Genomic DNA, 17758 nt, shown 5'->3' with positions numbered 1-17758 from the left:
GTGGACCGATAAACACTGTGCTCATCTGGCCAAGACCCAGGTGATTTCGTGTTTCAAAGAAGGCCGCAGTCGTCTCTGGCCCAGGCGAGATCGTGACTGGCCGACGGCTCTGAACTTCAACGCGCTTCGCCCGTAACAGGTGAGCAACCAGCTCGAACTTCGACTGCCTGCCTACTCTGATCAGGGAAGGAGCACATTGATGATGGACTCACAGGAAACTTCATCGACGGACACTGAAAGTTCCGTTACCGACTTCGTAGCTCTTCTACTGCTATCAGTGACCGCGGTCCTCACGGCATGGTGCGGCTTCCAGTCATCTAAGTGGGGCGGCGAAATGTCGATAGCATTCAGCGAAGCGTCTAGTTTGAGAATTCAGGCGACCTCGGCTGAAAGCCGTGCACGAGATGCACGACAGTACGATCTCTCCATCTACATCGAATGGGTGCTCGCCGATGGAGACAGAAAATTGAGGAACTACATCGAAGATCGTTTCACGCCCGAGTTCAAGGTAGCTTTCGAGGCCTGGAATGCTGGAGGCCGGAGCCAGTCGGGGCCTCTGGCCCATCCGAAGTACTCGCCGTCCGGGGCCGCGGACGCAGCCCATCTGGATCAGCAGGCCGACGCGAAGTTTCAGTCCGCGCTCGAGAAGAATCAGCAGGGCGACAACTACACCTTGCTCACGGTGGCATTCGCTCTTGTTCTCTTCCTCACTGCACTGTCTCAACGTAAGCAGGCACAGACAGCAAAAAAGGCCCTTCTCGCCCTCGCCGTGGTGGTAGCAATAATCAGCGTAGTCATCATGCTGACTTTTCCCGCCCTCATCTAGCTGAGCGCAGCAGCGGCAACTTGGTCTCTGACTCAGGACCGCCTTGGTCACCTGAGACGGGCGACCTTCTGCATTGATCCAGCGCCGAGGAACAAGGATGGAGAAACCACGAGTGAAGAAGGAGCCATCATGCAGCAGAAGGAACCCAGTTCCGCGATCAGGGACGCTCAAGCCAGAATTGCGGCCAAGTCACCCTTCGACGATGTCCAAGACTTCGAAGATGCGGACCGCGGATTCCTTGGAACCCTAGCCGATCCAGTCATTCGCAACGACGAGGGCGACGTCGTCTGGGATGCCACGAGCTACAATTTCATTTCCGGCGAAGCCCCTGAGTCCGTGAATCCGAGCCTGTGGCGACAGTCGCAGTTGGTCGCCAAGCATGGCCTGTATGAAGTGGTGCCGGGCCTCTATCAGATTCGAGGACTAGATCTGTCGGTCATGTCGTTTGTCGAAACCGACTCAGGCGTCATCGTCATTGATCCACTGATATCGGTTGAAACAGCATCAGCAGCGATGAGGCTTTACCATCACCATCGCGGAGAGCGACAATTGGTGGCAGTGGTTCATACCCACAGTCACATCGACCACTTCGGCGGAGTGCTTGGAGTGGTCTCAAGCGACGACGTGGCTTCAGGCAAGGTCGAGATCGTCGCCCCAGAGGGATTCGTCGAACATGCGGTAGCAGAGAACGTCTATGCCGGAATCGCCATGGGCCGACGCGCGGGCTACATGTACGGCGCACGTCTCGAACGGGGTCCACGCGGCCAGGTCGGAGCCGGTTTAGGACAGACAACCTCCACAGGCGCGGCGACGCTTCTACAACCCACTCTTGAGGTGACGACCACGGGTGAGAAGCACACCTTCGACGGAGTCGAGTTCGAGTTTCAGATGGCACCCGGAACTGAAGCACCATCGGAAATGCACTTCTACATTCCGCGGTACAAGGCCCTGTGCATGGCTGAGAATGCGACGCATACACTCCACAATCTGCTCACCTTGCGGGGCGCATTGGTCCGAGATCCGCATGTGTGGTCGCGGTATCTCACCGAAGCCATTGAACGATTTGCCGATCAAGCGGAAGTCGTGTTCGCGTCTCATCACTGGCCGACCTGGGGAAGCGACAACATTAGAAAGTTCCTTTCCACGCAACGCGATCTCTACGCGTACCTACACGATCAGACATTACGCATGATCAACCAAGGCATGACGGGCGCAGAGATCGCCGAAGAGATCACTATGCCTCCGGAACTGGAGAATGCGTGGAGTACCCATGGCTACTATGGGTCAGTCAGTCACAATGTGAAAGCGATCTATCAGCGCTACATGGGCTGGTTTGACGGAAACCCCGCACGACTCTGGCCACATCCGCCGGCCGAACTCGCCAAGCGCTACGTGCACGCGATGGGGGGAATGGACGCCGTGATCGACCTTGCGGAGCAAGCTTACGATTCCGGGGACTTCCGATGGGCTGCGACCCTTCTCGATCACGCGGTCTTCGTAAGCCGTGACGATGCCAAGGCCCGCTCTCTCTATGCCGATACGCTTGAGCAACTCGGCTATGGGGCGGAGAACGGCACGTGGAGGAATTTCTTCCTTTCGGGGGCGACAGAACTGCGGCACGGGAATTTCGGTACACCGACAACAACGAACGCACCGTTGATCATGGCTCAGCTGACTCCCGAGCAGATCCTCGACGCGATCGCAATCACTGTCGACGGGCCCAAGGCCTGGGGAGTGAAAGCGGCCTTTGACCTGACGTTGACTGATCAGGATCGAAGCTTCCATATCACTTTGTCCAACGGCGTGCTCATTTACGTCGAACGTGCACCCTCACAGGACTCACCGCTGCGGATCTCGTTAGACAAGCCTCGGTTGCTCAAACTGGCGGCGGGCGACAGTGATTCAGTGAAAATTTCTTATGACGGCGATGCCGAAGAACTGAAAAAAGTCTTCAGCGTTCTGACACCAGGCGACCCCAATTTCGAGATCGTATTGCCTTGAGGCCGCTGCTTGACCAGTCGAGCAGTCGACACCACATCACCCACACAGGGTGACTAATGCGTTCTTCCTTCAAATAGCTCCACATCATGGAGTTAGGGAAACGTCCAGGAAGTACCGACGCGTCCCGGAATATCAACAAGAATCGAAAGGATCGGAACATGTCTGAACTCATCATTATCTCATTCGATAGTATCCAAGACGCGGAGGGCGCATATGAAGAGATACAGCGCCTCAACAACGACCTGGTCGTCGAGGTCGAAGGTCTCGCACTAGTGACCGTTAACGAGAAAGGTAAGACGCACGTTCAGACACCGGACCAGGGCGCTTCAGTTGGCATAGGCACGGCCAACGGTGCCTTGTTTGGGACACTACTCGGAATTCTCTGCTTCGTGCCTGTCGCCGGTTTTGTCCTCGGCGGGGCGCTTGGAGCTCTGTTCTCGGGCTTGGACAGAGCGGGAATCACTCACGAGTTTCGTTCTCGAGTGAATGCAGCGGTCAAGGATGGTCGCCCAACAATCGTCCTGTTCGCCACGAAGTTCACGGAAGACAAATTCGGTGAGGCAATTGCACCATTCCGCGGAGAGGTCGACCAAACCTCGCTGACGGAAGACCAGGAGAAGGAACTCGCTCACGACCTCTCCGGAGATCGCTAATCATTCGTGTTCAGCATTGTGAACTTTAGTTCATACGATCACTCCACGCCGGTCCTGAAACGCCCACTACACATCGCAATCGTCAAGTGCGTGCTGAGTACTAGCACTTGCTGGTACTCAGCACGACTTTTAGCTTACTAACTTCCACGCCGGCCATCGGCCAACCGCTGATAGCGCATCGCTGCACTTGTTTGGGTCTCCTTAGAATGTCGCTATCGAACACACGCCCAATCACAGTTCAGAACGTTCGCGCCCCTGAGACCCCTCCGCTGACTCAACACCGGCCTGTCCCCTACGAACCGATCGCCGTACCACACGTGTTGGCCCTCCAAATTGTGAGTTCAGCAGTCAATGAGCGCAACGCCACGATAGGCATTGTGCGGCTGTTCTTTGCAGAGTGTCTAGGCGCTTCAAAGGATCCACTGCCCCGAAGTCACAAACGACGACCCTCGACACTCTCCTGCAGGTGTAAGCGCCATGCGCCAGGAAGTTTCCTCATACCGAGTTCGCTGATTCTCCCGCGACGAGGTTGAAGGTTGCCCGAGTCACTCCAACGGGATCAGTGTGGCCCCAGATAGGTTCAACTATGGCCCCGTCGAAGAAGCATCGTCCGGCTCCCCGACTGCGACCAGCAGTCGTTCAATAGCGCCCTTCGAAACCGATGCCAACGGACGAACCGCCCGCCGCTACTGCGGAATCACCAACATCCGTCCGTTTCTCTATGACGTCTGGCAGCTCTGCGGGCAAAGCAGAGCCGCCAGACTTGTTTAAATGGCTCACCCGAGTATGCGGGCTTTAGCCGCAGAGAACTCCTCGTCGGTGAGAGCGCCGGAGTCGTGAAGTGATGAGAGCTGTTGAATCTTTCCGATAACGCTATCGTCTGGCGTATGGGACGAGACAGCGTCGGGATTATTGATGCTCTGTTGAGCGTGATGTGCTGCTATCTCATATTGTTCTCGTTCATAGTCCGCTTGCGCTCTTCTCTGCCTGGCGTTGTTCATCGCTCCTGAAACGGCTCCCGCAGTTCCAGCAACAACGGCTGTACGTGCAGCGAGCCCGAGCAGTCCAGGGCGGCCGAATCGGCGAATCATTGGCATTTCTTCTTCCTCAACTTTCATCCATGAGTACATCGACCATTGCATTCACGATCGGGGCTGGAATTCGTTCCGTGCGCAGTACGCGGCTCCCGGACTCGGCCAGTCTTTCGGACAGCTCGCGCTGATAAGTCAGTTCCAGAGCTACGAGGAATGCCGTTCTTCCCAGAGGGATGTACTCGGCCAGCGCTGATACGTCTGCTTCTCCGGTCAGTCCAGGTGCAAGAGGCTCTCCGTCGGTGAGACCAAGATTCGTCATCTCCTGTGCGGTCTCGATCGTGGTGAGTTCTCCGTCCTCGTCTCGTGACACGAGGAGGATATCGAGGACCCGTACGGTTCCAGATGCCACCATCTGTTTGAGAGCGGCGATAGTTTCGGACTCCGGTCGATTCCCGTCAAGCTCGACAAGGTACAGCTCGACGGGGCCGTAGCGAAATTCTGTCATGGTGATTTCCTTTCCTGATCTTTCATGAGTACGTCTTGACCATCCAGCGTCTCTTTGAGGTTTCTGTCGGTGACGATTTGGCGTCCTGGGCAGGGATCACGACTTGCCGCAGAATAATCAAGACGGATGCGGTAATCGGAATAGCGACGAGCGCACCAAGCAGTCCCATCAGCGTGGCTCCGGCAATTGCGCCGATGATGACGAGAACTCCAGGAACGGCTACAGCCCGGCCCATGATCTTGGGGGTCACGGCATAGGCTTCGATCTGGATGTAGATCAGATATGTCACCGCAAAAACGAGGCATGCAGTGGGACTGATGACCAGCGATGCCAATGAACCGATGACGAGGAAAAGAAGAGATCCCATCAGCGGCACCAATGTGACGAAGAACGCGACGAGCATCATGAGGACGGCGATGGGTGACCCTAGCACTATATTGATCGCGAAGACCACCAATGCGTTGATAGTTGAGAGAGTGACTCCTCCCGCCACGACTCCGCCGACTGACGCAGTGACCTCGTCAGTGAGGGCCGAAAACCTTGCACGCTTGTATTTCGGAAGCAGCGAGACGAGCGCTTGCTTGAAAGAATCGAACGACACCACGAAGTACAAGGTCAAGACGATGACGATGACGGCGTTCGAAATAGCGCCGAGAGTGCTCAGTCCAGCTTTCAGTACCCCACCTGAAACGGTCAAGAATGACGAAAGATCAAAGATCGAGGTCCAGATCCGGTTTGCCGTGTCGTCACCGTTACTGCCCACAGTCGTCTGTACTGCGCGAAACCACGAAGTTTGCGTTAACGACTCTATCGTTTCCGGTGCCGCGTCGATCAGATGTTTAATCTGTTGAATGGTGGCCGGCACGATGAAGATGAGGATCCCGGCAACCAACACCACAAACAAGAATGCAACTAAACAGACACTCCATACCCGGCTCAGGCCGAACCCTTGCAAACGACGTACCACCGGGTCGAGGCCGAGACCGAGGAACAATGCTAATACCAGCAAGACGAGAACGGATGACAAAAGATACAAGACCGCCGTCAGCGCAATTGCGAGTATCACCCCAACAGCTACGGCAAACCCGGACCTCACCGGATGAAGAAGAGCGCCTCGATGTCGACGGCTGCCGTTGAATCGGCCTACAGGACTGCGTGACATGCTCGCAATCTACAGTCGCCAAGCGCAATGACGGCAGCGGGTAGCCCGGAACGGATGATGCCGGCAGAAGGCAACAGCGATCATCTTCGACCTCACCTTCTCTGGGCGATCAAGATGCAGTCGCCAATATCCTCCCGATAATGTGATGAGCATCGAAGTTGGGCCAACAGGGCTTTGCTGAGCCGTTATAAGGAGTTACGTGATGGAATTCTGGAGCAATTTCTGGTCAATCATCTGGTGGTTCTTTCTCGCGTTTGTGTTCATCGCGTACTTAATGGCTCTCTTCAGCATCATCACCGACATTTTTCGCGATCGCTCACTCAGCGGCTGGGACAAAGCACTCTGGGTACTCTTTCTGTTGTTGGTTCCGTTCATCACGCGCTCGTCTACCTGATCTTTCGGGGCAACAGCATGGCCGACCGCCGAGACGCGGACGCTCAACGTGCCGCGGAAGCCGCCAACGCCTATATCCGCCAGGCAGCCGGGAATTCTCCCGCTGATGAAATCGAGAAGGCCACGGCGTTGCTGGAATCGGGCAGAATCACCTCCGAAGAGTTTCACCAGATCAAGGCGAAGGCTCTGGGTTAACCCTCGCCGTTCAGTCTGGGCGTGGTGAAAATGGCAGTGATGGAACCTCTCCGTCTTGGGCCTTCAGTCATCGTGATGGCCAGTGTAAGTTCGAGCTCTGCTGAGGGGGCCGTGCTCGAGGCCTTTGGAACTCCTATCGCTGAAGGCCATGTTCGACTGCTCGATCTCGTTTTCGTGGACGTGTTGCCCGACGGTGAATTGTGGTGTCAAGAAGCCTCATCGACAGCAGTTCGATTGGCCGGGCTATCTCCGTTAGTCCCCGGCCTGATCGGCATCGACGATGTTCGTCAACTTGCTGCGCGAACTGCCGACAGTACCCATTTGATCGTTGCGTTGTTCGAGCAGCCCTGGCTCACGAAACTCTCACAGGACAATTTCAACTCCGGTGGAGTCGTTGAGTCGATCGAGCCGATTCCTGCACCAGTCCTCAATGCTGTCCTGGATCTTCACAATTCTTCGTGAACGACAGCATCACAGCCGAACTTGACGAACTTCTCGTCTGGACGTGACATCGAGCTTCTGATAGATCGAGCGCTGATGGCTCTTGATCGTGTTGATCGACAACTGCAGTTCCTCCGCGATCTCGCTCAATGTCATCGCCGTCTGCATCAGAACGAATACATCGTGTTCGCGCTCAGACAACGGGCAGACGGACTGTTCATCTCGGTTGAACGCAAGGCAGTCCGCAATGAACGTCTCGTGAGTCGGATAGCGGAGTACGTGGGCTGCCAGCAACTGGCGTACAGAAAGATCACCGTCGCAGAAAGGCAACCGGATATTCTCCGCAGCTGCCACTTCGAGCGCGGCCTCACACCATTCGTGGGCGAGCTCGCGTTTCCCATTCCCGGCCTGAAACAGAGCAAGTGATATTCGTGATGTCACTGAAAGATATGACGTCTCTTCGTATTCTGGCTGGCTGCGCAAGAGACGGATCGCTCCAGTCAAGTCACCGCCACGACGTAATATCGCTGCCAAAAGAATGGTAACGAACGGAAGCTCAGGCGTTCCTACATGAGACTGGGCGATGGCCATTGCACGTTTCCTGTGTCCCGCAGCTTCTTCGAGCATCGCAACGCCGCACTCCTTCAGCGCGCCCCACCGTACCTCTTGTGTCTTTTCAGTTGTTATGGAGTGGAGTTCGGACGCGGCGCGTCGGCAAAAGCGCGGATTGCGAGATGAGGCAGCAGCAGCCGCAAGCATCATCCGAGCGGAGCTCCCGAAAGTCGTTCTTGACTCGTCGGATTTGATGACGCTGAGAAACGACTCGTAGGCGGCATCTGCGTCTGCGGACCAATACTCTACCCACCCACGCCCGAGTAGCAGCCCCCCACCGGCGTAAGAGTCCCAAGGGGTGACTGTCTTCGGAACGTCTTGGTCTGCTTCGTCCGCAGCCTGGAGGGCTTGCTGGTGGTGGCCTGCCCACGCGTGAGCCAGAACGAGTTGCCCCAGTGCCTTTCGACGAAGCGGCTGGTCGTGACTCGCTTGAGCGTCCCGCGCTGCCATGGCCAAGTACTCTTCGATCAGATCAGGATTCGAACGATGGCGCAGTTCAGTCCACCCCACTAAGTAGAGAAGAGAGGCTCGATCGACCGTGGTCAGGATCTCCGAAGTCTCTAAGAGGTGCCGAATCTCGTCGCTCGACTGTGCGCTTGACTCTATGTCGTCGACCAAGAGAAGTCTGGCGAGCAGGAGAGTCTCGTTGCTGCCCACTAAACCATGGTCATATCGTAAGAGATTTGTCGCGCGTGCAAACAGGCTTCGAGACAGCGCGTGCTCGCCCATCACTTCCTGCGCGCATGCGCGGACCAATAGCACTCGGGGATCGTCGGAATGAGGGTTGGGGAACATGGCGCAGATTCTCTCGACCGCCGCAGCATCGTTGCCGACGATCAGGCCAAGCCAGTGGCGCAGAAGTATATCGGAGGCTCTCGATGCAGAGCCGGCAGACAGCGCGTGCTCCACTGCGTGCAGAGGTTGGTCGACTTCGAGGACTTCAGCCGCCCGGAGGTGCAATTCAGCCAACTTGACTGGATCAGTTCTCTTCAAAATCAGGCGACACTGGTGGGCGAACACAGTGTTCCAACGGTAGTAGACAGTAGATCCGCAATATCGCTGGGTGAGGAATAGCCCTCGCTGGGCGCACTCCGCTAGTGTCCGGCCAGCGCCGGGGCTGCCGGTGATCGCCTCAGCAATCTGTGACGTCAGCTCTTCGCACACGGTCATCTCTAAAAGAAGTAAGGCAGTTTCTGATGACAGTGTCGCCAACACATGACGTTCGATATAGTCGCCGAGCTGCTCACTGATCTCCACGTTCTGGATAGTGACGCCCTCACCTGGAGGTGCACCAGTGAAAGCAAGTAGCCGAACAGCGATCGGCCATCCCTGAGTGTGTGCGTATATTTCAGTCGGCGTCAACGTCGAACCAGACGTTGCGACGAGGTTTCGGATTTCAAGTTCGGTGAATCCCAGGATTCTGGAGTCGATTTTGGTCTCTGGCTGGTAAAGAAGTAGTCGTGAGAACGCCAAATCCAAGTATGTCGTGCCGATGACAATCATACGCAGTGCTTCGGGGGCATCCTCGATGAGTGCGCCGACGATGCCATCATTGATTGCCCCGAGCGCTCGATGCGCATCATCGATGATGAGAATCAGTGGTCGGCGGGTCGTTTCGAAGTATTGGTAGACCGCACGGTAGGCGCGGGCTGGATCATGGAAGTCAGAGTCGTCCAGGAAGGTATCGTGAGGAAAATGGGTCTGCAATACTCGTAGCAAATGTCGGTCAAGAGATCTTACGTCGCTATCGAATCGCCCGAGTGTCAGCCAAATAGCGTCTGCGGAGTATTTTGAAGCCCAATGCTCTACCTCCGTTGTTTTCCCAAACCCGCTGGGAGCAGAGACTACCGTTACTCGGTTCGCATGAACGCAACTCTCGATAATTTCGGCCACTCGTTCTCGTCCCGAAACTCCACAATTTTCACCGGGTGCAGTTTGTTGCCCCCGACCTACGTGAAGTGCATCGACGTTGAATGAAGCCACAATTTCACAATAACTGGCGCAACGGTTTTTGTGAATAGTTTGAGAGAGAGCAGGATACTTGCCGACTGAGCTCTAAATTGCTTCAGGGGGAACCAACGGTGGCTCTCCCGGCTCACTAGTGACTGTCGCCATGTAACCCTGTGAATCAAGCTCGGCAAAGACAGACTTCACGACCGCTGATTTAACAGTCACATCTTCGGTTGGGCGGTGCCAGAATTGTCCCTCAAGCGTCACCTTGCTCGGCGACATTGTCACGATAAGGATCCGAGATGGAGCCGTGGTGACGACTCCAGGAGCTGAATCAATGGCGGCTCCAATGGAACGAATCGTGGATTCGAGATAGTTCCGCGACACCTGCAAGCGGATCTGAACGCTGCTTCGCCGACAACCATGCCGGGAGTGATTCACAACAGAGTCGGAGAGAATTTTGGCATTCGGTACATGTATCGTCCGACCATCCCTGCTGAGGACGACGACTGCCCGTGCGTTGAGTTCAAGGACTCGGCCGACCACAGCACCTGCCGGACTGTCTATCTGCACTTCGTCACCAACATCGAGCGTGCGACGAGATTGGATGAGGACCCCTGCCGCGAAGTTCTCTGAAGCGCCTCGAAGAACAAGGATGAGAACGACGCCGACGACGATGACGACAGCAAGCAGCGGTTGGATGTCAGCTCCTAGAAGCGCCAAGGCGATTCCGACAGCGACAAGGATAATCGTGTATCCGGTCAGCCGTGCGATCACCGTCACCATCGTGGGCGTGATGCCGCTCAAACGTCGCAGTAATCGAGTGACACCGCGGCGCGATAGTCGGGAAAGTATCCAACCGACAACAAGAACTACGATCATGAGAAGTATGCGTACCCACGTGATCGAGTCAGGAAGGAGCGAAGTTAGGTCCATGATGGTTCCTCTTCGGGTGCAAGCCCGACGATGTGCATGTCTAACTGACCTCCCAGTCGAGCCAACGAGATGTGATGAACAATCTGTTCTGTACCGGCCCTAGAGATACGCGAAGCCCCTGCCTAAGACGACCAGTCCAATGGTCGCCAATAGTACGGCCATAATCACTGTATTCTCACGGGCAAGCCAGTCACGTATTGCTTGTAGTCGCGGTGCCAGAAACTCCCTTGCTGTGAAGTAGCCAATGACGGGGACCACGACCGAGGACGCTGAAAGCACTGAGAATACGACGATAGTGCCCACCTGCGACATCAGATCCAGGTCTTCCGCTCCGATTAAGACGCCTGCGCTGGCGGCCATGAGGAGATTCTCGGGATTGAAAGCAGACAGAGCGACACCTAACAACAAGGCTCCGCCCCAATGCATGCTCGTCACCTTTGCCAACCAACCAGGTAAGGAGCCGCTCTCGTTCTTGCTCGGCCTCAATCGCCATTGTCGAAGTGCTACGCCGACCAATGCGACTCCGAGCACAATATCGATGCCGCTTCGAACGAGTCCGGTGTCTGCTGGAAGCTCTGGAGCAACGGATGAAAGAGAGCAGAATACAGCGACAACCGCTGAGACTCCGACGATCCATCCGAATGCGAAACCGATTCCCGCGCTTTTCGCTTGCGGAGACAAGAGAATGATGGCAACAGCCATGATCGGAATCGGACTGATCACAATTCCGAAGACCATCGGTAGCAGTGACCCTATGAGGGCAAACATCGTCGCAACTCACGCTGGGTCAGAGTTCGAAACCGAGGATACTGCAGCGCGGTTCGTGTCATAAATAGCATCGCTTCCACGCAGGATTCCCATGCGGTGTAACCGTGGTTTGGCATTGTCTCGGACTCGGCTGAAAGCCAGCCGGAGATCATTATGGTCAAGCCACTCACGCAGAGTTTCCATCGACTCTGCGGCCGTGACATCGACGTCAGTGACTGCTTCCATGTCGATGACGACTGAATGCACGTGATCACCGTTCTGTTTGGCCGCAGTGACCGCGCCCTTTACTGCCTGGGAGAATTCGTTGCTGTTGGCGAAGAAGATGGGGGCAGCCATTCGAATGACGATGACTCCAGGAGCAGTCACCTGTCCGCGCGGAGCCGATTCTAAGAGTGATTCACTCGGATTGTCGTTGGCGGCCAGAACATCGATCGCCGGAGAAGCGCTACGTTTGGCGAGATTGATCAAAGCCAAGACGAACGCGACCAGAATTCCTGGTATCGAGCCGATGAGCAACGTCACGAGGAAACAGACCGCGCCGATAGCGAGTTCGAACCGGTCCTTCTTGGCGATAGACATAAAGTCCCGCACGCCTAGCAACGGAATGACTGCAACTCCCACGATCGCGCCGATTGTCGGGGAGGGAATCTCTGCCAGAAGCGAGGTACCGAAAAGTAAGAGGAGGAGCGTCCCGACTGCGAGCACTATCGAGGGTAACTGAGTTCGAGAGCCGACTTGGTCCATTGCTGCGGTACGACTCGTCGACGACCCCATGACGAACGCTCCACTCAATCCTGCTGCACAATTGCCGACGCCGAATGCTAGAAGGTCTCGGTCTGGTTGCGTCGGGTAGCCGCGACGCTCCCCATATGACCTTGACACCAGTAACCCTTCAGCAGCCGTGACCATCGTCAGCGCGATAGCCGACGGGACGAGTGCCAGCCAATCGAGCCACTCTAGCTGTGGCCACGTTAAAGGCGGCGGACCAGAAGGAACAGGACCAAGGACCGACACTCCTGCCCGGTCTGCGTGCGTGAGTGCGACGATGACGGTCGTGATGATCATAGCGATCAGTGCCCAGGGAACCTGAGGGAGGAGTTTACGCCCGCCGATCAGTACCAGCACAACTCCTACAGAGATCATCAGCGAGACGAGATTGGTTTCCGGCAATCCTGTGATCAACCCTGCGAGCTTCTCGACGAACTCGCCTCCAGAGTCAATTTTGATTCCGAGCATCTTGGCGCACTGGGACACGAGTATGTCAAGAGCAAGACCGCCGACGAAGCCGACCAGGATTGGTTTCGACAGAAAGTTTGCAAGAAATCCGAGTTTCAGAACTGACATGGCAATGAGCAAGACACCACTGATGATGGCTTGAGCCAATGCCATGTCCGCATAGTTCTCGGAGCCGGCGACTGCGAGTCCGCCAATGCTGGATGCCACCAGTGCGGCAGCAGCGGCATCCGGAGACGCAACGAGCTGTCGGCTGGAGACGATTAAGGCATAGACAATGGTGGGCACGACGAGCGCGTACAGCCCTGCTGTTGCAGGCAGGCCCGCTATCTGGGAATAGCCGATGTTGAGAGGGATCGCAATCGCAATGAGCGTGATGCCCGCAGACAGTTCGCGAACGATGTTCTTTCTAGTGACTCCGACGAGTGGCGCTTGCACAGCTACGGTCTCCTGTACTGACAGTTGAACCCTGTCTTCGAACTCCACTATGCGCCCGAAATCGCCGTCAATGAGGTGTTTTCACCCGGAAAGGGTGGGAAGGAACTCAGTCCGACCGCCACCGGAGACGGCAACAGGTACATGCACGACGGAGTCGTCGAGCAATCATCCGATGAGACCACCGATGCCCTTGCCCAAATTGGATAGGGCAAGCAACGAGAGAACTACTAACATGATCGCCGTGTTGTGCTGTTCCATAAACCGCTTCAACTTCTGCAGGACAGGAGTCATGCGCTCTCCCACAAACAGATATGCGGCCACTGGACCAACGATGGAGATGCTTCCGATAGCGACAAAGACTATCAGGCTCACGACTTCTTGCGTCGGGTGTAACTCTGCAGTGGCAATCGCCATCGCAGCCGTCACCGTCAGTGCCAGATTCTTTGGATTGACTCCTGAAAGCAATGCCCCGATCGACAACGCAAACAATGGTTTGGCAGTGTCGAGCTTGGTCATCCATCCTGGTTGTGATGCAGGAGCATTTTCACGTGGGCGTTTCCGCCAGACATTGGCAGCCAACAAGGCGAAGACGATGCCAAGTGCCAGCTTGATCGCTGATGGGAATGACGATGCGGAGTCGTCGAAGACAACATCTCCGGACCCCACGACGACGAGAACAACAGTTGCCACGACGGTGAAACCAAGCACCCACCCTAGGGCAAATGCGGGCCCAGTGCGTCCGGCTTTCGTCGACATCAATATGAGGACTATTGCGATGATTGGCAATGGACTCAGTGCTACGCCGAGAGCCGTGGGGAGCACGTCTCCAAGAGCTGTCGCCAAAGATGTCATCTTGCGCCTCCTTTGATGTGTTCGCCGCCACGGAACCGGTCTGACCTCGTGGATTGGCCAGAGCTGGACGGCCGGCGACGAACAGTTCGATTATTGTCAAACAAATCACCATGGCAATCGCAATCGCCAGCGCGCTAGCTCCTGACGGATGCGGAAGAAGAATGTAGACCATGGCACAGGCGGCAATCACAGCCGTGCGAGCGAGCTTTCTGTAGCGAGTGATGAACCTTGAGGCAGGGCCGCGAAACAGGCTGAATCTTTCGCGGGCGCGTACTATTGCTCGCCCAGCTCCTATTCTGATCATCTTTCCAGCGCCGCGTTCAGCGCGGAGAAACGCTGCCACGGTAATGACGAGAGCGATGACAGCAACAGCACGTAGTGAGGTTGTGAGGAACTGTGTGAATTGGTCGAAGACGACTGCTGCCGCAGCGTTGGGAAGCACGTCATCAGGAACAGCTTGAAGGTAGAACGGCCTGACGATGTTCAGCAGAATACCCAAGGCAACCATCATCGCCGCGACGGCGATTCCGGTCCCGAGTATCGCAACTCGGCGACTTGGTGCCACCAAAATACCTCCACAAAGAAAGGCCAAGGCCAGCAGGGGCAGGACACGGGCACCGGTGTCGAGCAAACTGAACGCAGTCTGCGCTTTGTACAACGAAGCTGAGTGGAACACAGCAAAACTGGCGTTGATCTCTGGGATCCGCTCGGCCATCTCGAATCCACGGTCGATCAGCAGGTTCTTTGCTGCGTCGACGAACCCTGCGATATTGATGCTCACCTGGCCATCAGGAACATCAATATCCTCGCTGTTCTCGTTCGTCAAAAGTGCAACCACTTGCTCATGGGCCTCTCGATTCGCCGCCACCCAGGCCTGTTCGAAACCTTCTGAGTCAACAACCTCCTCCACCGTTCCATGGACAAAATTGCCAATGGCGCTAGCGACGGGCGCTTCCAGTCCTGGTATCAATGGTGCTGCTTTGGGCGGTACGAAATCTTGCTGCGCCACGGCTCCAAGCGCTGAAGCGGCGAGTTCGTCAACCGACAACGACTCGATGATTACCTCAGCAACACGATCGGTGATCGCGGCCTTCACTGCGGGGCTGGAGCTTAACGGTGTCACGGTTTCCACGTAGCGGTCAGTGTCACCGACTACATCGTGTGCCCATATTGCCACCACGGAAATCGGCGCTAACACCGCGCCCATTGCAATGAGGATACCGGCGAAGATCAGGCGGGTCCGATTCGATTCGGCAGCAGTCGTGCCGGTCGTGCTTGACGACGTCTGCGCCTCGAGTGCAGAACGTAAGGTTGCGACCTCGGTGCGCAGTCGGACGAGTTCTTCGTCATCGGTCATTTCTGGCCCCCGTCCGAATTGTCACTGGATATCAAGCGTGAGATCCACGCTCGTTCGGGCACGACATCGATGAAGATCGCTCGGACGAGGAGCGTCAACGGCACTGCCAGCACCGCTCCGATACCGCCGAAGATCATTGCCCAGAAAACGAGTGAGAGGAACGCGACAGTGCCAGAGAGCCCGACTTGATTCCCAACAATCCGCGGTTGGATGAGTGTCTGGATGACGAAGTTGACCACTGAGTACACGATCACCACTGTCAGCGCAGTACCCGGCCCATGCTCCATGAGGGCGATCAAGGTTGGCGGAATGACGCCGATGATGAATCCGATGTTCGGAATATAGTTGGTCAGGAACGCGAGCATCCCCCACATCCACGGGTCCGGAATGTCAAGGGCGTATAGCGCGGCGACATCGATGAGAGCGATGATCAAGCCGAACAGCGTCGACACTTGAGAATAGTCACGGGTGCCTTTGGCGAAGATGGCAAATGCGCATGCCATTCGGGAACCGCTTGCGGGCACCCAGCGCAGCTTCTCGACGAATGACCCAGCGTCAAGAGCGACGAAGAACAGGAGGATCACAATGAACGTGGCGCTGGACAGCAGTCCCGCGGCACCACCGATGAGGCTGGTCGCAAATCCGATCCACTTACTGATGTCGATTGAACTCAGCGCAGACTCGATTGGTGTTGAACCAATTCCCGTCCGAGCGAGGGCATAGCCAGCGTCGTCGACAAGCTCCTGCAAGTAGGGCTTGTAGTCGCTCAGCACCGTGACGAAGTGCCCGCCCGCGAGCACAATCATGAGCGTGAAGCCAGCCACAATGGAATAGAGCGCGATCAATGTGAGCAAAGTGGCCAGCCATGCTGGAGCTTTCAGCGCGAGTGCCTTGGCTCGCAACGGCTGGACAGCGATAACAAGGATTAGAGCCAGCAGGCCGGGAGCGATGATGTCAGCGAAGGCACGCAATCCCAATGCCGCGACAATGATGCCAGCCACCGTGACGATGATTAAGGTTTCGCGCGGTAGAAGCCGGTTCACTTTTCCGTGTCTGGGCATGTCCACGGCCCCAGCTTAAGCTTCTGCTTCTCGTCTGCGCCCGATCCTCCGAGGAATTCACCTGTTAGGGGTGATCCGTCGAATCCGTGTAAATACGGGCGATTAGATTATCTAAACGCACCCATTGCGATTGGACATCCACAACTTCGTCATTCGAAATTGAGATCCAGCGTCGATCGACTCGCCGCTGGCAGCAAGGCAGGCAGAAATGACTGAAAACAAGGAAACGCCAACTCGAAGGAACACTCGGCAGACGGCCGTGATCGGTTGGTCTCAAGGTGGGGTCGCATTAGCTGTCGCCATACAAGTCCTGGTCGGCATCATGCAGGGTATTCAAGGCCTCGCCGCGCTGATCAATGACGAGTTATTCCTCACATTGCCAAACTACATTTTCGCATTCGATTTCACTACTTGGGGTTGGATCCATCTCGTCCTGGCAGTCCTGTTGATTGTGACCGGCATCGGTCTGGCAGTCGGAAGTCGCGTTGCTGCCGTGGTATCTCTGATCTTTTTGTGCCTAAGCGCAGGTGCCAACTTCTTCTTCCTCCCCCTCTACCCTCTCTGGGCGATCCTGATCATCGCTGTTGATGTTTTTGCAATGTGGTCGATCGCGAAATCAGGACTCATCGACCAATAGCTTCCATGTTGGCTTGGTGATGATGCATTTGGGCACCTGTGCTCAGCGAAGTCTCGGTTGCACTCACGTTTTGCGGTCCATAAACACATCTACGCAACGGTTCGTGGTACCGAATTTTGCTGGCACAGGTGATCGACTTTCATTGGGACTGTCCGTAGTCCACAACGTGATTGCTGAAGTTGTGCAGCGATCTCGACTTTGCAATTGCCGTCAATGGCTGAGCCCGACCGTTGTCGATCTTCTGGAATCACAGATCCCAAGCGCGCGGGTTTGAAGGTTTTGAGTCAGGGGATAAGGAGACTCACTTCTCGCGACGTGGAACTTTGCGGTGGTCCCACCATCGTTCCAATATGAAGTAACCGAGAATCCATGTCCCCAAAGCTGTGACCACCCACACGAGCACCGTTGTTGAGATCCACGTGGAAACTCCGGAGATTCGCAATCCGCCAGGAAACAGCATGGCTACGGCCAGAGCAATCAATGTGGAGACCAAGCCGATTCCACCCAGAATTGCCGAAGCGTATTGCCGAGCAACATTGAAAACGAACGGTCCCATGAGGGCTTGCACCACAGTGAAAACCACTACCGCGATGACGAACCCACTGAACTCCAGATCCACGCCGTCGATCAAAACAGTCGCAAGTATAAAGGCAACCCCTGAAAGCACGAAAGATATTGCAGTGTGGATTAAGAACCGAGTCATC

The 17758-nt window shown here is 55.9% G+C and carries 18 protein-coding genes and 1 pseudogene; 8 read left to right on the top strand and 11 right to left on the bottom strand.

What is annotated here, in order from left to right:
• The first annotated feature begins 277 nt into the window (after positions 1-277).
• The 3 genes from AC2W7L_RS10265 to AC2W7L_RS10255 all read left to right on the top strand — a co-directional run bounded on the left by AC2W7L_RS10265 (position 278) and on the right by AC2W7L_RS10255 (position 3480).
• A complete protein-coding gene (locus AC2W7L_RS10265; protein WP_486004376.1) occupies positions 278-826 on the top strand; it encodes a hypothetical protein in 549 nt (182 codons plus the stop codon).
• A 129-nt stretch (positions 827-955) separates the two neighbouring features.
• Positions 956-2827: an alkyl/aryl-sulfatase gene (locus AC2W7L_RS10260; protein ID WP_486004375.1), complete on the top strand. Its 1872-nt coding sequence runs from the start codon at positions 956-958 to the stop codon at positions 2825-2827.
• 158 nt (positions 2828-2985) lie between these two features.
• Complete coding sequence (locus AC2W7L_RS10255; RefSeq protein WP_423059268.1) at positions 2986-3480, top strand: DUF1269 domain-containing protein; 495 nt, start codon at positions 2986-2988, stop codon at positions 3478-3480.
• A 776-nt stretch (positions 3481-4256) separates the two neighbouring features.
• Here the strand turns inward: AC2W7L_RS10255 and AC2W7L_RS10250 are convergent.
• The 3 genes from AC2W7L_RS10250 to AC2W7L_RS10240 are packed head-to-tail and all read right to left on the bottom strand — an operon-like array spanning position 4257 to position 6181.
• The gene (locus AC2W7L_RS10250; RefSeq protein WP_423059267.1) at positions 4257-4598 is read right to left on the bottom strand and encodes an SHOCT domain-containing protein; all 342 of its coding nucleotides are present in this window, start codon (positions 4596-4598) and stop codon (positions 4257-4259) included.
• On the bottom strand, positions 4588-5019 hold the full coding sequence (locus tag AC2W7L_RS10245) for a DUF6325 family protein (protein WP_486004374.1): 432 nt from the start codon (positions 5017-5019) through the stop codon (positions 4588-4590). Before AC2W7L_RS10245 ends, AC2W7L_RS10250 begins: the two co-directional genes overlap by 11 nt.
• 22 nt (positions 5020-5041) lie before the next feature.
• Positions 5042-6181 carry an AI-2E family transporter gene (locus AC2W7L_RS10240; protein WP_486004373.1) on the bottom strand — a complete coding sequence of 380 codons (1140 nt, stop codon included), beginning with the start codon at positions 6179-6181 and terminating at the stop codon, positions 5042-5044.
• A gap of 202 nt (positions 6182-6383) precedes the next feature.
• Between AC2W7L_RS10240 and AC2W7L_RS10235 the strand changes: the two genes are divergently transcribed.
• From AC2W7L_RS10235 to AC2W7L_RS10225, 3 genes are read left to right on the top strand one after another with little or no spacing between them, the layout of a single operon-like run.
• Positions 6384-6575: a PLDc N-terminal domain-containing protein gene (locus tag AC2W7L_RS10235; protein ID WP_486004406.1), complete on the top strand. Its 192-nt coding sequence runs from the start codon at positions 6384-6386 to the stop codon at positions 6573-6575.
• A gap of 17 nt (positions 6576-6592) precedes the next feature.
• Positions 6593-6769: a hypothetical protein gene (locus tag AC2W7L_RS10230; protein WP_486004372.1), complete on the top strand. Its 177-nt coding sequence runs from the start codon at positions 6593-6595 to the stop codon at positions 6767-6769.
• A gap of 39 nt (positions 6770-6808) precedes the next feature.
• Positions 6809-7231 carry a DUF6325 family protein gene (locus tag AC2W7L_RS10225; protein WP_486004371.1) on the top strand — a complete coding sequence of 141 codons (423 nt, stop codon included), beginning with the start codon at positions 6809-6811 and terminating at the stop codon, positions 7229-7231.
• Between the two features lie 9 nt (positions 7232-7240).
• Here the strand turns inward: AC2W7L_RS10225 and AC2W7L_RS10220 are convergent, their stop codons facing one another.
• From AC2W7L_RS10220 to AC2W7L_RS10195, 6 genes and pseudogenes are all read right to left on the bottom strand, one after another.
• A complete protein-coding gene (locus AC2W7L_RS10220) occupies positions 7241-9715 on the bottom strand; it encodes a LuxR C-terminal-related transcriptional regulator (RefSeq protein ID WP_486004370.1) in 2475 nt (824 codons plus the stop codon).
• A gap of 162 nt (positions 9716-9877) precedes the next feature.
• Positions 9878-10579, bottom strand: coding sequence for a mechanosensitive ion channel family protein (locus AC2W7L_RS10215; RefSeq protein ID WP_423059377.1), 702 nt, complete (start codon positions 10577-10579; stop codon positions 9878-9880).
• Between the two features lie 9 nt (positions 10580-10588).
• Positions 10589-10654 (bottom strand): annotated as a pseudogene (locus tag AC2W7L_RS10210) (mechanosensitive ion channel family protein); the annotation flags it as partial.
• A 153-nt stretch (positions 10655-10807) separates the two neighbouring features.
• Positions 10808-11446: a GAP family protein gene (locus AC2W7L_RS10205; RefSeq protein ID WP_486004369.1), complete on the bottom strand. Its 639-nt coding sequence runs from the start codon at positions 11444-11446 to the stop codon at positions 10808-10810.
• Between the two features lie 39 nt (positions 11447-11485).
• Complete coding sequence (locus AC2W7L_RS10200) at positions 11486-13195, bottom strand: SulP family inorganic anion transporter (protein WP_486004368.1); 1710 nt, start codon at positions 13193-13195, stop codon at positions 11486-11488.
• 117 nt (positions 13196-13312) lie between these two features.
• The gene (locus tag AC2W7L_RS10195; RefSeq protein WP_486004367.1) at positions 13313-13999 is read right to left on the bottom strand and encodes a GAP family protein; all 687 of its coding nucleotides are present in this window, start codon (positions 13997-13999) and stop codon (positions 13313-13315) included.
• Positions 14000-14666: 667 nt separating this feature from the next.
• On the opposite strand from AC2W7L_RS10195, the gene AC2W7L_RS10190 reads away from it, so the two are divergent.
• Positions 14667-14891, top strand: a complete 225-nt coding sequence (locus AC2W7L_RS10190; RefSeq protein WP_486004366.1) for a hypothetical protein — start codon at positions 14667-14669, stop codon at positions 14889-14891.
• 461 nt (positions 14892-15352) lie between these two features.
• Here the strand turns inward: AC2W7L_RS10190 and AC2W7L_RS10185 are convergent, their stop codons facing one another.
• A complete protein-coding gene (locus AC2W7L_RS10185; protein WP_486004405.1) occupies positions 15353-16417 on the bottom strand; it encodes an AI-2E family transporter in 1065 nt (354 codons plus the stop codon).
• A gap of 208 nt (positions 16418-16625) precedes the next feature.
• On the opposite strand from AC2W7L_RS10185, the gene AC2W7L_RS10180 reads away from it, so the two are divergent.
• Positions 16626-17054, top strand: a complete 429-nt coding sequence (locus tag AC2W7L_RS10180; protein ID WP_486004365.1) for a DUF7144 family membrane protein — start codon at positions 16626-16628, stop codon at positions 17052-17054.
• A gap of 301 nt (positions 17055-17355) precedes the next feature.
• Here the strand turns inward: AC2W7L_RS10180 and AC2W7L_RS10175 are convergent, their stop codons facing one another.
• A complete protein-coding gene (locus AC2W7L_RS10175) occupies positions 17356-17757 on the bottom strand; it encodes a phage holin family protein (RefSeq protein ID WP_486004364.1) in 402 nt (133 codons plus the stop codon).
• Between the last annotated feature and the right edge of the window lies 1 nt (position 17758).

The organism is Brevibacterium sp. LAARM3_SD1 (assembly GCF_057364765.1).
This window is presented reverse-complemented; position numbering and strand designations above follow the sequence as displayed.

What these genes read in the sequence shown, in the direction of transcription:
- AC2W7L_RS10250 (WP_423059267.1), bottom strand. Translation starts at nt 4,598, where the DNA reads ATGAAAGTTGAGGAAGAAGAAATGCCAATGATTCGCCGATTCGGCCGC.
- AC2W7L_RS10225 (WP_486004371.1), top strand. Translation starts at nt 6,809, where the DNA reads ATGGAACCTCTCCGTCTTGGGCCTTCAGTCATCGTGATGGCCAGTGTA.
- AC2W7L_RS10195 (WP_486004367.1), bottom strand. Translation starts at nt 13,999, where the DNA reads ATGACATCTTTGGCGACAGCTCTTGGAGACGTGCTCCCCACGGCTCTC.
- AC2W7L_RS10180 (WP_486004365.1), top strand. Translation starts at nt 16,626, where the DNA reads ATGACTGAAAACAAGGAAACGCCAACTCGAAGGAACACTCGGCAGACG.
- AC2W7L_RS10255 (WP_423059268.1), top strand. Translation starts at nt 2,986, where the DNA reads ATGTCTGAACTCATCATTATCTCATTCGATAGTATCCAAGACGCGGAG.
- AC2W7L_RS10230 (WP_486004372.1), top strand. Translation starts at nt 6,593, where the DNA reads ATGGCCGACCGCCGAGACGCGGACGCTCAACGTGCCGCGGAAGCCGCC.
- AC2W7L_RS10240 (WP_486004373.1), bottom strand. Translation starts at nt 6,181, where the DNA reads ATGTCACGCAGTCCTGTAGGCCGATTCAACGGCAGCCGTCGACATCGA.
- AC2W7L_RS10260 (WP_486004375.1), top strand. Translation starts at nt 956, where the DNA reads ATGCAGCAGAAGGAACCCAGTTCCGCGATCAGGGACGCTCAAGCCAGA.
- AC2W7L_RS10245 (WP_486004374.1), bottom strand. Translation starts at nt 5,019, where the DNA reads ATGACAGAATTTCGCTACGGCCCCGTCGAGCTGTACCTTGTCGAGCTT.
- AC2W7L_RS10235 (WP_486004406.1), top strand. Translation starts at nt 6,384, where the DNA reads ATGGAATTCTGGAGCAATTTCTGGTCAATCATCTGGTGGTTCTTTCTC.
- AC2W7L_RS10175 (WP_486004364.1), bottom strand. Translation starts at nt 17,757, where the DNA reads ATGACTCGGTTCTTAATCCACACTGCAATATCTTTCGTGCTTTCAGGG.
- AC2W7L_RS10185 (WP_486004405.1), bottom strand. Translation starts at nt 16,417, where the DNA reads ATGCCCAGACACGGAAAAGTGAACCGGCTTCTACCGCGCGAAACCTTA.
- AC2W7L_RS10205 (WP_486004369.1), bottom strand. Translation starts at nt 11,446, where the DNA reads ATGGTCTTCGGAATTGTGATCAGTCCGATTCCGATCATGGCTGTTGCC.